At 32.7% G+C, this 14,166-nt stretch carries 9 protein-coding genes and 2 pseudogenes; 10 read left to right on the top strand and 1 reads right to left on the bottom strand.

The features are described from left to right. The 4 genes from ACR0QS_RS04955 to ACR0QS_RS04970 form a co-directional block, all read left to right on the top strand. Positions 1 to 336 (top strand): hypothetical protein (locus tag ACR0QS_RS04955; RefSeq protein WP_432632339.1); only part of this gene is annotated, 336 nt, incomplete at its 5' end. 603 nt (positions 337 to 939) lie between these two features. Continuing rightward, positions 940 to 2,037 (top strand): hypothetical protein, encoded by a 1,098-nt coding sequence (locus ACR0QS_RS04960; protein ID WP_432632340.1) that lies wholly within the window; start codon positions 940 to 942, stop codon positions 2,035 to 2,037. Between the two features lie 442 nt (positions 2,038 to 2,479). Continuing rightward, positions 2,480 to 3,439, top strand: coding sequence for a hypothetical protein (locus tag ACR0QS_RS04965; RefSeq protein WP_432632341.1), 960 nt, complete (start codon positions 2,480 to 2,482; stop codon positions 3,437 to 3,439). Between the two features lie 209 nt (positions 3,440 to 3,648). Then, positions 3,649 to 5,172: a YifB family Mg chelatase-like AAA ATPase gene (locus tag ACR0QS_RS04970; protein ID WP_432632342.1), complete on the top strand. Its 1,524-nt coding sequence runs from the start codon at positions 3,649 to 3,651 to the stop codon at positions 5,170 to 5,172. A gap of 35 nt (positions 5,173 to 5,207) precedes the next feature. Here ACR0QS_RS04970 and ACR0QS_RS04975 read toward each other — a convergent pair whose 3' ends face one another. Then, entirely contained in the window at positions 5,208 to 7,946 is a 2,739-nt protein-coding gene (locus tag ACR0QS_RS04975) for a methyl-accepting chemotaxis protein (protein ID WP_432632343.1), read from the bottom strand. Positions 7,947 to 8,174: 228 nt separating this feature from the next. Between ACR0QS_RS04975 and ACR0QS_RS04980 the strand changes: the two genes are divergently transcribed. From ACR0QS_RS04980 to ACR0QS_RS05005, 6 genes and pseudogenes are all read left to right on the top strand, one after another. Beyond that, a complete protein-coding gene (locus tag ACR0QS_RS04980; RefSeq protein ID WP_432632344.1) occupies positions 8,175 to 9,392 on the top strand; it encodes a protein kinase in 1,218 nt (405 codons plus the stop codon). 28 nt (positions 9,393 to 9,420) lie between these two features. Beyond that, a complete protein-coding gene (gene hisS / locus ACR0QS_RS04985; RefSeq protein WP_432632345.1) occupies positions 9,421 to 10,674 on the top strand; it encodes a histidine--tRNA ligase in 1,254 nt (417 codons plus the stop codon). 30 nt (positions 10,675 to 10,704) lie between these two features. Further along, positions 10,705 to 11,632 (top strand): annotated as a pseudogene (locus ACR0QS_RS04990) (Rpn family recombination-promoting nuclease/putative transposase). Between the two features lie 447 nt (positions 11,633 to 12,079). Further along, positions 12,080 to 12,955 (top strand): Abi family protein, encoded by an 876-nt coding sequence (locus ACR0QS_RS04995; protein WP_432632346.1) that lies wholly within the window; start codon positions 12,080 to 12,082, stop codon positions 12,953 to 12,955. Between the two features lie 512 nt (positions 12,956 to 13,467). Then, the gene (locus ACR0QS_RS05000) at positions 13,468 to 13,647 is read left to right on the top strand and encodes a hypothetical protein (protein WP_432632347.1); all 180 of its coding nucleotides are present in this window, start codon (positions 13,468 to 13,470) and stop codon (positions 13,645 to 13,647) included. Positions 13,648 to 13,983: 336 nt separating this feature from the next. Next, a pseudogene (locus ACR0QS_RS05005) lies at positions 13,984 to 14,166 on the top strand (cell surface protein); the annotation flags it as partial.

Here is a 14,166-nt window from a genome sequence, read left to right on the forward strand (position 1 = left end):
AGGAATATAGAACCCGAAAGGAGAAAGAAATTTATGGGGAAATTTATTTATTTAGCCAATATTATAGCTGCAGACGTGGATTTTTATAATATTGAGGGTAACAGGGGAGATTCATATCTTCCATTTATAGGTTTTATGATGTTTGTAGTAGGTGCTGTTGTAGCATTTATGGGTTTTTCAAAGTACATAACAGCCAAGAAGAATTTTAATCTGTTCTATGATTTAAGGGACAGTGTTAAGGTTGATAAAGCCACTAATGAGAAGAACAAGAAAACTGGAATCATTATGATAGTTGCAGGAATAATTGTTCTTATTGTTTCATTCTTTGTAATATAGAAGATTAATAATAAGAGGATAATGCAAAAGATTAATTAGAAGATTAATATAAAGATAAGGTTCTTGTTCCTTTATTTATTAATATTTAATTTTATAAATAGTGGATTGCCACGCCGTTGTCTAGCAATGACAGTGCATTTGTTGTCATTACGAGCCGTTGCCGAAAGGCACACAGCGTGAGGCGAAGTAATCCAAAATTAATTAAATTTGATTTTAAAAATTTAACTTTATTAATACTGGATTGCTTCGCTTTCTTACGAAAGCTCGCAATGACGATAAAAATAATACTCGCAATGACGGTTTAGTAAAAACATACAATGACAAAGTTTAAAAATAATTGAATTATGTTAACTTTCTCTGTAAATTCGCTTAAATTCTTTCATAATTTCATTACTTTTTGTAAATTTCTTCTTATTTTTTTTTTTTTGTATAGAAATATAAAATTTTACTTGACTTTTCCTAAAAAATTGTTATACTATGAGTGTAAGGATGAAGTTAAATTCATTTGGAAATTTATAAATTGATTAAAAAAATTGATTTAAGAAATTCTAAATTAATAAAAACAAAATCCTCATAAATTAAATTATTTCACGGAGGCATCTTATGAAATTTAAGAGCTTAAAAATTAGGGTTATCTTATTATCAATGATAACGGTTATCGGGGTTGCGGGAATAATTTCCTGCGGAGGAAATGACGCTACTAATCCTAGCAGTCTTAGTCAAGGCGGCAGTTCTGGTGGAAGCGGAAGCAATCTACCTACCTTTACCGAAAGGACAAACATTACTTTTATCACTAACACTGGAACGGTTACGAATGGCACAAACACGAGCGGCGGAAATACTGGAGTAGGAGATTTGGGCGACAATAACGGAGATACGGGAAACAAATGGAATATCGACCAAACTAAAGGACTAAGTTTTTACGGAGCTTCTCGTAGGGGAATATATCTTAAAGACGCAAGCCCAACTCCATGGATGAATGTATCTTATAACGATACGGACAGATTGACAAGAATGTGGAAATGGACGATTGACGGTGGAATAAAAGACGGAAAAAGAAGAAAGTATATAAAATCTCGCGATGGAGATTTCTTCTTCGATGCGAATTATAATATTCGCTGGAGTAAAAAACCCGACACCGTATTGAAATGGTTTCAAGGGGGCGTTATCGCTCAATTAAGAGAAGGTTATGGAGATAACGAGTTCTCATCTACGGAAGAACAAAGAGGCGGCGTAAGATTTAGCGGATATTGGACTATAGGCGGACTTTATACTTTTGCTATGCATGCGAGAGAAGCTCGTAGTCTTAATAGCGATGCTGTTAATGAATTCTTCTGGGCTAGGACAGTGCTTGCAAAAAGTGATAGCTATGGGGCATATGGCGGTAGAATGGAAGTATTAGTATTGCATCCTGGGTATCCGCTTGATAAAGGAACTGGAAAATATAAAGGACTTTGGACTGGTTCAAGACCTGGACAAGGATGGACTGGCGAGGCTTGGGCGGCTCAGTCATATGCATCTTCAAAACCTAACGGATATGATGATGGACATGGAAACAATATATATAACATAAAAGGAAATACTCCTGAAAGATATATGCCAAATTTGAACGCGACGCATCAGCTTTACCATTTATACTTCCGCTGGGTAGTGGATGAAGTTTACGACCCTAATAATTATGTTGAGGCAACAGCAAGATAACTATAATAAATTTGAAGGGCTTGCCAGAGATGGCAGGCTCTTTTTATTTGCATTTTATTTTGTCCGTCATTGCGAGGCATCGCCGTAGGCATGCCGAAGCAATCTATTTTAAGTGGATTGCTTCGCCTCACGCTGTGTGCCTTACGGCATCGGCTCGCAATGACGATATTTTTTAACCGTCTTTATGATGCTATTATAGCCGAAGTAATTTATAGAAAAAGAAATTTTATTATTTTGGATTGCCACGCTTTCTTACGAAAGCTCGCAATGACAAGTTAGAAAGTCTGTAATGACAGATAAAAATTCGTCATTGCGATGCATTTTCAATGACGATTGGCGTGGGATTGGCGAAAATTTTACTTGACTTTTCAAAAATAATTTATATACTATATAGCATAAGGAATGATAAACCTTATGAATATAAATTTTAAGGGAGGAAGTTATGATAACTTCAACATTATTAAAAGTTTTAAAAAAAGTTTCAAAACGAACGGCTATCGTTTTATTGATAGTCGTGTTTAGTATCGTAGGAATTGTTGCCTGCGGAGGAGCGGAAGATATAGCTGGAAGCAGAAGCGGTGGCGGAAGCTTTATTGAAGTGCCTGACGGAACGGGACCTGTAGACCCAACAGACCCTGAAGACCCAACAGACCCAGAAGAACCAACCGAGCCTACAGAACCTGAAAAACCTACTTTTGCAGAAGACACATATTATTCAATATATGCTCCTTTCGTTGATTGGGAAGATAAATCGGAAGTTCCAGCTGATAACAAAATTACCGTTAGCTGGCAAGACACAAATACTTTGACTCAAATTTGGAAGAAACAAATCGAAGGCGGAAAAGATAACGATGGCAAAAGATGGTTTATAAGAGATTCCGATAATAGGCAAAAAGACCCTCTAACGGGAAGTTTTTACTACTTTGATAAAGATTTCAATATAGTGTATTTTAGACAAGGCAAAGGTTCGCTTTTGGTAAGAAAATTGAGAACTGGTATAATGATAGGTTATACTCGTTATAAGGGTAAAAAACCCCCTGAAAATTGGGTAATAGGCGCAGTATATGAAACCGTATTGACTAAAAAGGAAATTACTGAAAACAATTTGAGCCAGTTAAATATGTTTATGGGCGATGGAGATATGGGAGAAGATAGAGGCAATTTAGAAATTTTAACTATGAATACGGGCTATTCATTTAATAACGATTCGGAATTCGGAGTCGATTTCTATTACAATAAAGGCGTAAAAAATATAGAAGAATATACAAGCGAAAATACCATTAAAATTAGAGGAGTAAGAAATCTGTCTTATAAACCAGACAATTTTAACTTTAAGTTTTTCTCCGCTACGCCTTACGAGTGGCATTTGACCGAGCATGGCAGTAAACAAGGCTGGCATTAATAAAATAGAGAGAATTTTAGTTAATCATAATTGAAACTTTTTGAACAATTGAGCTTGTCGTAAATGGCAGGCTCTTTTTTTATTTATTATAACGAAATTATTTATAAAAATTAGGCTTATTTTTCATTTTAGTTTGTTTAACTATATGCATATTAAAAAACAATTATAAAAAACAAAAAATTGAAAATTAAAATAATTTGGAGATTAATATGCATACAAAAATATATTCTGAGTCTCTTTATGGAATTGACGGAATTCCAATAATAATCGAAGTTAATATATCGGAAGGTTTGCCGAGATTCGATGTCGTTGGACTTCCCGACCAAGCGGTTAATGAAGCGAGAGAGCGAGTTATAGCGTCAATAAATAATAGCGGTAGATTTTTTCCTCCTAAAAGGATAACTATAAACCTTGCCCCAGCCGATATAAAAAAGACGGGAACTTTATACGATTTGGCTTTCGCTTTGGGAATTTTATCTTCGAGCGCACAAATATTTTTTGACGATTCTATGGAAAAAACAATTATACTTGGCGAATTGGCATTAGACGGAAGCGTAAGAGAAGTTAAAGGAATTTTTTCAATGTTATTAAACGCAAAAGAAAACGGAATAAAAAGCGCGATAATTCCTTTAAGCAATTTGGAAGAAGCGGATATAGTGGAAGGTTTGAATTTGTATCCCGTGAAAAATTTGAAAGAAGCGATTGATTCTATTGAAGGCAAAAGAAGTCCGATTATTTCAAAAGGAAAATTTAATTTTGAAAGCGAAGAAGAAGAGAATATAGATTTTTCGGATGTGAAAGGGCAGGAATACGCAAAAAGGGCGGCAATGATAGCGGCTGCTGGAGGACATAACTTTATTATGATTGGCGCTCCAGGTTGCGGTAAAACATTAATAGCAAAAAGAATTCCAACTATACTTCCGCCTCTCACTTTTGAAGAAGCTTTGGAGGTTACAAAAATTTATTCTTCCTACGGGCTTTTATCAAAAAATATGCCGATAGTAAAAAAGCGTCCTTTCAGAATTCCGCATCATACTTCTTCTTATGTTAGTCTTGTCGGAGGAGGAAGAAATATAAAAGCGGGCGAGATAACTTTAGCGCATAACGGAGTTTTATTTTTGGACGAATTCGTGGAGTTTCAAAGTTCCGCTTTACAAACTTTAAGAGAACCTATGGAAGAGCGAGTGATAACGATAAGCAGAGCGAATGGTAGCATGAGTTTTCCCGCTAATTTTACTTTAATTGCCGCAATGAATCCATGTCCATGCGGATATTACGGAGACGAAAAACATACTTGTAAATGTTCGGAGATTGCAAGAAAAAGATATATTGCAAAATTATCGGGACCGATTCTCGACAGAATAGATATTTCCATCGAAGTTCGAGCGGTTGATTATAATAAAATGACTCAAAAATGCGATGGCGAAAGTTCGGCGTCTATGCGAAATGTTGTAATTGCCGCAAGAAAAAAACAGGAAAAACGATTCAAAGAAAACGGACTTAAAATATTTTCAAACGCTTTGATGGGAATAAAAGAAACTCAAAAATTTTGCATATTGGACGATAAGGCGAAAAATTTGCTTAATTTGGCTATTGAAAAATTTTCTATGAGCGCAAGAAGTTATGATAAAGTTTTGAAAGTTGCAAGGACGATTGCCGATTTGGAAGATAAAGATGTAATTGGAATATCGCATATAACCGAAGCTTTACAGTATAGATTTAATTTAAATTGATAAATTAGATTTTAAATTTTAAATCAAAAATCAATTTACCATTTTAATAATAATTCCGTGTAAGCGTTTCCTTCTTTCATTGATTTTGTTATTTCAATCGAAGATTTTGCGCTGTTAATCGATTCGAGCAAAGAGGAAGCCCAGTATAATATCGACAATTCCAAAACATCCGAATTTTCATTAAAGTCTTTTATATGAGCGATTAAAACGCCTTTTCTACTTTTAATTATTTCTATGCTCACTGGGTCGAATAAATTTTTGAAAATAAATTCCGTGCTGTAGCTTAAGACGAAATATTTTGGAAGGAATATTATAAAAGTCTTTATCCATTTTGGAAGAATTCTATTATAGCTAAATTCCGCAATTTCTTTTATTCCCGTATTCGCTCCATCGTAAAATAAATCGCAAACAAGTCTGTAAGGATTATGGAAAGCTGGAGTATAAGGATACCATTCGTCGCTTAAAATATCGTTTTTGAAAATGAGCGAAGAAGAAGGCTGCATTGCCGTTATCCATCTTTGATATCCTTCCTCTCCGAATTTAGTTTTAACGAATTCTTTTAAGAGTATTAAATTGATTCCTCGAACTCTTTGAGTGATATTCGTTTGAGTTCTAATATCTCTAATCTTATATCTCGCTATTTCGGATTCTATTTCTGTAAGCAAAACATTATTGTCGTAAACGAGTCTATGCATATCGTTTGCCGAATTATAAAGACTGCCCGAATTAGCGGAAATGTTTTCAATATGAGCGTTTATTCCTTCCGAAACGGTTTTTATTCTCGATATATTTTTTGAACCGCTTAAATATAAAGTATTTAAAGAATCGATATTATTTTTTATCTCGCCGAGATTTTCGGTAATATTAAGATATTGAGATTTAATATTTTCGCTCGAATTTGACATCATCGTCATCGAATGAGTAATTTCATTTATTGCCTTCGACTGTCCCGTTGAAGAATTGTGAATGTTGTCCATTAAGCCCGTGATTTCAGAAACATCTTTAGTAAGAATTGAAAATTGTTCCGCCGACTCGGATAATTCATCGCTTGTAACGACTATTCTATCTTTTACTTCCTGCAAAATTTTATCCGCATAATCCGCCTGTTCATCCGAATTTTCCGATAATATTCTAATTTCTTCGGCGACTACCGCAAAACCTTCGCTGTATTTTCCCGCATGCGCCGCTTCTATTGCCGCGTTCATAGCGAGCAAATTCGTCTGTCTTGCAATATTTCTTATAGAACTTACGAAATTTGAAATTGCAACAAGAGAGTTTATTAAATCTTCCGTAGATTTTGAAGCCGATTTAATTTTTTCTTTACTTTTGTTTGAAGAAGAATTAAGATTTTTTATTTTATTTTCAATATTTAAAAGAATAGAATCTATATTTTCTCTGATTTTAATCATTTCTTCAATAGAGGATTTGGTTTTTTCAATGCTCGAACCTTCTTCTATTATTTTATCCTGCAAACTTTTGGCGTTTATATTTATATTGTTTATATTGTTTATATTGTTTTCTATATAATCCTGTATGTTTCTATTGTTGTTTTCCGCGTTATCTATTTGATTCAATTCTTCGGTTAAACTTTTTCTTATATTTTCTATGGATTCGTTTATTTCATGAATCGTATTTACATTATCGTTAATCGTTTTCGGCAAATTTCCCGACTGTCTTTTGAAAGTAGCTATAGTTTTCTTTATATTCGATAAAGTATATTGAAAGCCGTTGTTAATCACTTCAACCCATTTAGCCATTTCGGATATTTCATCGCTTCCCGATACTTCTGGAATTGCAATTCTCAAATCGTTATCGTCAATATAATTTCCGATAGTGTCGGTTACTCTCGTTACCGAGCTGAATATCATTCTTATTAAAAATACTATTATCATTGTGGCTATAAAAAACGAAATAATAATCGTATAAACGGTAGATTTATTTATTTCTCTGATTTGCGCGTCAAAATAAGCTTCGGGAATAAACATGGCGATATTCAATTCTTCCGAAATAGTTTTTACATAGGCTTGGCATCTTAAATTATTTACGATTATATTTCCGTTTGCAATGTCGTTTTTCGCCTCCGAACTTAATAACTGATAAGATTCTGGATATAAAGCGTCTATTTTCAAATCGTTTAATAAGCCTTCTTTTGAATTTAGAATTCTTAAATTATTTTTATCAATAAGCAATAAGTCGGAATTTTCTATATTTAAAATATTCGCTATATCTTCGCCATCATAATTAAGCGCTATCGATATTCCCGCAATTCCCACTGGAACATTATCGCTGTTTATTACCGATTTAATATTGAAAATAACATTATTAAAAGAATCGTAATCCATATAAGTCGCCGAATTCGTCAAATGATTCGTATCGACTGCCGCTGTGGAAAGTCTATTATTGTTTGGAGAATATACGAATACTCCCGCAAAGGGCTGATAGAATAATATATTTACCGTTCTATTATAATTATGTTCGTTTAAAACATTTCGTAAAAAATTCGGCAAATACGAATAAAGATATTCTCTGCTTCTATTATTCAAACCGCTATACATAGAAGACAAACTATAAGATAATTTTTCCACTTCTTCTTTTCCCGTTATAATATTGTTTTCAAAATCGTTCGCTATGACTTTAAATCTATTATTAAAACTGTCGTCTATAATATTGTGGAAATTTTCCGTGTTGATATTGCTTCCTAAAAAGTTGATGCCTAATAAAACTAAGCCCATAACTATTATTATCATTAAAATTATACGAAATCTTATTCCCATTTTAAGATATACTCCTGCTTAATAAATATCGGAATTTTAAGAATATTTTTTAAAAGATAATATACTGAAACCGTAAAGCGTTAAATAAAGCGAATTAAAGTTAACATATTATAAGATACTTGAAAAAATATGAAATTCAATATATATTAAAGAATAATTTTTTGATTGTGTTCGTAAATTAAATTCCGAAAATGATTAAATAAAAATATATAATTTAGGATAGAAACGATGAAAAAAGTTTTTGCCACAGTATTAATTTTTGCTTTAGTTTTTTTATCTTTGCCTTTGAAGTCTCAATATATATACACTTTCCCCGAATATATGGAAAATCTTCAAAAGAAAGTGCCTTTGAAAGCGATAGAATGGTTTAACGAAAACGCCTACGCTCCGACTTACGGAGTGAGCGAACTTATTTTTGCATTTTATAGAGGAGTAAGCAGATATACTTCCTATACTCAATATAAAGGTTCGGCTGAAGAATTGGATAAAGCGGCGGGAGATTTTAGGCAGGCTTTGGATATTCCTTTTGACGCTAGATATTTATATACCGACAGGTCTTTATTATATCTTGCGGGAATTCTTACGATTTCTCAGGGAGATAAAGAGCTGGCTTCTCGAATATTTAAACATTATATTGATAACTGCGAACAGTTTGACCCAAATTATCCTACGGCGATTTTCTGGAGTTTATATCTTAAATATTTGACTCCAGCGACTTATAAACTTTATTACGATACGCTTGTAAGACTGGACAGCATGGGAGTTTACAGCGGTCCCGTAATATACGATTATTTTGACGGAGGAACTAAAAGCATTCCCGATATGTTAAGAAGAATAGACAGTCCCGATACCGTTAGATTAAATAGATATGGAAGAATATCGGAAAACGCAGATGTGTTTGCCACTATAAAGAATATTATTCCTATAATTCCAGAGGATAAAAATTTATCAACTTACGGAGCGACTTATCAATATCTTATTTTTGAAGAATATCCTCCTAAAGAAAATGCAAATTACGGAATAATATCTCCAAGTTCGGCAAATTTAGGCGGCATAAATTCGAGCGATAGAAATAGAAGAACAGATACCGCAGCGACAAATAATACTTTGATTAATACTACGATTAATACCGCGGCAACTAATCAAAATATTAGAAATACAAATTCTTATATTCCTCCGTCAACTTCGACTCCAGCGGCAAGTTCTTCGGGATTATATAATTTGACAATTTCGGTAGATAAAGTTGCAAATAATAATGTCCGAATAGATATTGCGGGCATAACTTTCAATACTAGAACCTCGACTAATTTTAATATTCAATTAGCTCAAGGACAGCATAATGTTTTGGTATCTTTCTTGGGCAGACAATATACGAATAGAGTAAATGTGTCGAGCAGGGCTTATAATCTGCTATCTATCGTTATTCAAGATGAAAATATAAGATAATTTTTGTTATTGATTAATGGGAAATTCTATGCTCAATATAAAGAAACCTAGAGGCACTAACGATTTTTTTTATGAATCCGCATCCAAACTGGAATTCATAGAAAAAAAAATAAAAGATATAGTTAAACTTTATGGCTACGGAAGAATAAGAACGCCTTTATTCGAATATACAGATTTATTTATCAGAGGAATAGGCGAGGATACGGATATAGTCGGAAAGGAGATGTTTACATTTGAAGATAGAGGAGGACGCTCGCTTACTTTAAGACCCGAAGGCACGGCATCGGTAGTTCGCGCTTATATAGAGAATTCTATGCAAAATGAATTTTCTATAAATAAACTTTTTTATCTAGGGACAATGTATAGAGCGGAAAGACCTCAAAAAGGAAGATACAGAGAATTTAATCAATTTGGAATAGAATGCATCGGCGGTTCTTCCCCTTTAATCGACGCGGAAATTATCGCTTTGAATATTAATATCTTAAAAGAATTTGGAATAGAAAATATTAACCTTCTTATAAACACGGTCGGATGTCAAAATTGCAAACCCGTTTATAATAACGCTTTAAGAGAGGCGATTGGAAGCAGAAAAGATGAACTTTGCGAAACTTGTCAGAGAAGATACGAAACGAATATTTTAAGAATATTGGATTGCAAAAATGAAAAATGCAAAGAGATTTTGAAAGATATTCCAAAATTCTACGATTATGTTTGCGATGAATGTAAAACGCATTTCGATAAATTATGCGAAGAACTTAATAGAATAAATCAAAATTTTATCGTAGAGCCTATGCTTGTCAGAGGACTCGATTATTATACGAAAACGGCTTTTGAAGTTCAAACAAACGCTCTTGGTTCTCAAAGCGCGATACTGGGAGGCGGAAGATACGACAATCTTATCGGTTTATTCAATTCGGGAAAAGATATTCCAGCGGTTGGAAGCGCAATGGGACTCGAAAGACTTTTAATGGTTTTGGAAAATAATAAAAATATAACGGACGACAGACTCGCTGTATTTATAATAGCTTTTAAAGAAACCGAAAAAGAAATTTTGAAAGTTATGCAAGATTTGAGAGAGGCTAATATAAGCTGCGACTGCGATTTTGCTTTGAAGTCGATAAAAAATCAATTCAAATCGGCAAATAAAAGAAATTCAAAATTCGCTTTAATATTGGGCGAGGACGAACTAAAACGAAATTCATGCAAACTCAAAAATATGGACACGGGCGAAGAAAAAGAAATTCAATTAAATAGCGTTTCTAAAACTATTAAATCTCTTTGACAAATAAAATTATTCTGTTATAATATTATTATGACTAAAAAAACTTTTAACGCGCTTAATGACTGTTTTGTTCGGTATTTCTTTACCGATAAAGGCGGAGAAAAAGTCCTACTCGATTTTATCAACGCTGTTATGATTAGCGCGGATATGAAAACTTTTAAAGCCGTTGAAATTCTCAATCCGTTTAATTTGAAGCAGCATTATAAAGACAAAGAAACAATAGTAGATGTGAAATGCATTACTAAAAATGGAACTGTCGTTATAATCGAGGTTCAATTATCGGGCAATTCAAAATTCCCAGAAAGAATATTATATTATTGGGCTACGAATTATAGCAAGTTATTAAAGAAAGGCGAGCAGTATGATGAATTAACTCCCGTGATAAGCATCAACCTTCTTAATTTTAATTTGAATAAAAAAAACTAATAATGTCCACAGTTGCTATATGATTTACGATACTAAAAACGAACGACTTCTAACCGACCATTTGCAAATACACATGATAGAATTGAAAAAATTTAAATTCAAAGATAATAACCTGCCAAAAGATTTAAATTGTTGGCTTGGATTTTTTACAACTAATAATATGGAGAAATATATGTCAGAAATAGTAAAAGAAAAACCTATAATGGAAGAAGCGCATAAGCGATATAATAATTTTATCAGAAGTCAATTAATGATGTCTGAATACGAGAAAAAAGAAATTTATCAATACGACAAAAAAATAATGCTTGCAGATGAAAGACGAATTGGTATGATGGAAGGAATAAAGAAAGGCAAACTTGAAGGCATAAAAGAAGGTAAACTTGAAGGCATAAAAACGGGCGAAGAAAGTAAAGCAATTTCAATAGCAAAAAGCATGAAAAAAGACGGAGCGGACATTAACTTAATCTCAAAATATACTGGATTGACAATCGAAGAAATTCGCAAACTACGTCCAGACGGAGAAAAATTATAATCGTAAATATTTTATAATAATATTTTTAAGAATAGTTTTTAAATTTAAAAATTGGAATTCTTTAATTTTATTCTATAATTCATTATCTTATATAATTAATCTTTATTAATCGTTGAATAAATTATATTAGAATTTTATTTTTTATTTTTTGGTAGAATTTTTGTAATAATTTTTATTTATTTTTTGAATTTTTTTAATGTTTGTATTTAAATTTTATTATGTGTGGATTGCTTCGGCAGAGCCTCGCAATGACAAGAAAAATAAAGTCGCAATGACAGAAAAAATAAAGGCATGGCGATGACAATATTTTTTATTTTCAGTTGAGTATTTTTAATGATTAATTTTTTAAATTGTTGACAAAAATTAAAATTTGTCGTATAGTTAAAGCAACAGGCCCCCCAGCACTTTATGTGGACATGGGGGACATTTTTTTATATGGTGTAAATTATGTATCCAAAACCTCCTCTTAAATATAAAGAACAACTTGAAAAATTAAAAGAAAGAGGATGCATTATAAATGACGATAAAAAATGCATTTCTATACTCGAATCGGTAAATTATTATCGCTTGAGCGCATATTTTTTGCCATTTAAATTGCAGGATGGAAAATATGAAGAAGGTTTATCTTTTGAAAGACTTTTTTCTATTTATGAATTCGACCGAAAACTTCATGGAATATTATTTAATGCGCTGGAAGAAACGGAAATTTTTATTCGTTCAAAAATTGCTTATTTTCATGCACATAAATACGGGGCGTTGGGCTATATGGATAAATCGAATTTCTCCGTAGGAATAGAATTATACAAAAATTTTATCGAAAATTTTAAAAGAGAAATAGAGAAAAATAAAAATATTCTTTTTGTAAAACATCATATAAAAAATTACGGCGGAGAATTTCCAATCTGGGTTGCATCGGAAATGTTTACATTTGGAATGCTTTCTAAATTTTTTGCAAACATGACATGGCAAGACCCAAAAAGTTTATCAAACGATATTTATAAAACCAACCCAAAATATGTAAAAAGCTGGCTTCGATGCTGCACGGATTTAAGAAATATTTGCGCGCATTATGGAAGATTATATTTTAGGATTTTTTCGGCTGCGCCTTCGGGAATCAATAATTTAGAAGAAAAATCAAAAATAAAATTATGGGGAGCGATTTTGTCGCTCAAAGAACTTTATCCTTTCAAAGATAAATGGAATAAGGAAACATTAAAAAAATTAATATCGCTTGTAAACGAACATAAAAGCGATATAGATTTGGAACATATAGGATTTACTTATGATTGGGATAGAGAATTGGAAAATAATAATTTATATTAAAATTTTATTATGTGTGGATTGCTTCGCTTTCTTACGAAAGCTCGCAATGACAATAAAATTAAAACTTGCAATTACAGAAAAAATAAAGGCGGGACTATGAAGGGATTTTTTATAGTTTTTATATATTTTCATGGGAAGTTTTTATTAAAGAAAATGAATTAAAAATAATAAACGACTAATATATTTTTGGCAATTTTTTTCCGCTATTTTCCTATATTTTCCGTCTATTCGTTGGGATTATTTAAACTATTCTTTAAAAAGATTAGTTAAGTTTATTATTAATTTTTGAAGGGGATTTTTAAAAAAATTTTTTTTATTTTTTTAAAATAAAGTGTTGACATTTTTTTAACATGTTGTATAATTTGAACCATAAAAAAGTTTTTCATTTGTCGGTTTGAAATTGCGATAAATGATTTTGACTTTTGCGTTTGCTTTTATTTTAGATTAATGATAGCAATTTATTAGTTCTTTCTCTTTCATTAAATGATACGGAACTTCGGGAAAGAAGTTCTATGAATGGGCTGGAATTGGAGGAGAGACGAAAGAAGTCTCTCGGCAGGCGGAACTCGAACGGAAACTGTTTTTCATGTTGTTATCGGGTGGACGAAAGCGGTTTTGATTTGGCGATTACTTGCGCAACGAGTAATTTAAGAATTGAAACAAAACGTGGAAAAAAAATTAAATTGCCATGATTTTTAATCGGATTAGGTTTGTAAGAATCGAACGGTTTTAAATCTTCGCAACGACAATTTGGTTTTTTGGAAAAAGTTATTAGGACGCGGGAGATTGCCACGCCTTCTTACGAAGTCTCGCAATGACGATTATTAAGTCATTCCGAGCGTAGCGAAGGAATCCAGAAAGTAGATTGCTTCGGGCTTTGCCCTCGCAATGACGCGGTCGGGAGATTGTCACAATGCGGATTGGAGAGTTCGGCGATGACGAGGATGGACTAATAACAAAAAGTTGAAATTGTTTATTAAGGTTTTGATTCGGCGAAACAAAAAAAATCAAATTATAGGAGAAAAAAAATGAGAAAGATTTTTTTAACAGCTATAGCATTAGTTACTATGGCAAGCGCAAGCGTTTTTGGTATGTATGGGGTTGATACGGATTGGATATTCTTCCTCACGCACGGCAATCAGTTCAGAGCGAGATTAGACCAACTCGGCTTCACGCTCGGAAATGACACAATCAAGGGAACTTTCGGGTTC

Origin of the sequence: Brachyspira sp. (assembly GCF_050873525.1) — a bacterium.
In the GTDB taxonomy this organism is placed as follows: domain Bacteria; phylum Spirochaetota; class Brachyspiria; order Brachyspirales; family Brachyspiraceae; genus Brachyspira.

Bases quoted from the DNA above. Each gene is read 5' to 3' on its own strand.
- ACR0QS_RS04960 (WP_432632340.1), top strand. From the start codon at position 940: ATGAAATTTAAGAGCTTAAAAATTAGGGTTATCTTATTATCAATGATA.
- ACR0QS_RS04965 (WP_432632341.1), top strand. From the start codon at position 2,480: ATGATAACTTCAACATTATTAAAAGTTTTAAAAAAAGTTTCAAAACGA.
- ACR0QS_RS04970 (WP_432632342.1), top strand. From the start codon at position 3,649: ATGCATACAAAAATATATTCTGAGTCTCTTTATGGAATTGACGGAATT.
- ACR0QS_RS04975 (WP_432632343.1), bottom strand. From the start codon at position 7,946: ATGGGAATAAGATTTCGTATAATTTTAATGATAATAATAGTTATGGGC.
- ACR0QS_RS04980 (WP_432632344.1), top strand. From the start codon at position 8,175: ATGAAAAAAGTTTTTGCCACAGTATTAATTTTTGCTTTAGTTTTTTTA.
- hisS (WP_432632345.1), top strand. From the start codon at position 9,421: ATGCTCAATATAAAGAAACCTAGAGGCACTAACGATTTTTTTTATGAA.
- ACR0QS_RS04995 (WP_432632346.1), top strand. From the start codon at position 12,080: ATGTATCCAAAACCTCCTCTTAAATATAAAGAACAACTTGAAAAATTA.
- ACR0QS_RS05000 (WP_432632347.1), top strand. From the start codon at position 13,468: ATGAATGGGCTGGAATTGGAGGAGAGACGAAAGAAGTCTCTCGGCAGG.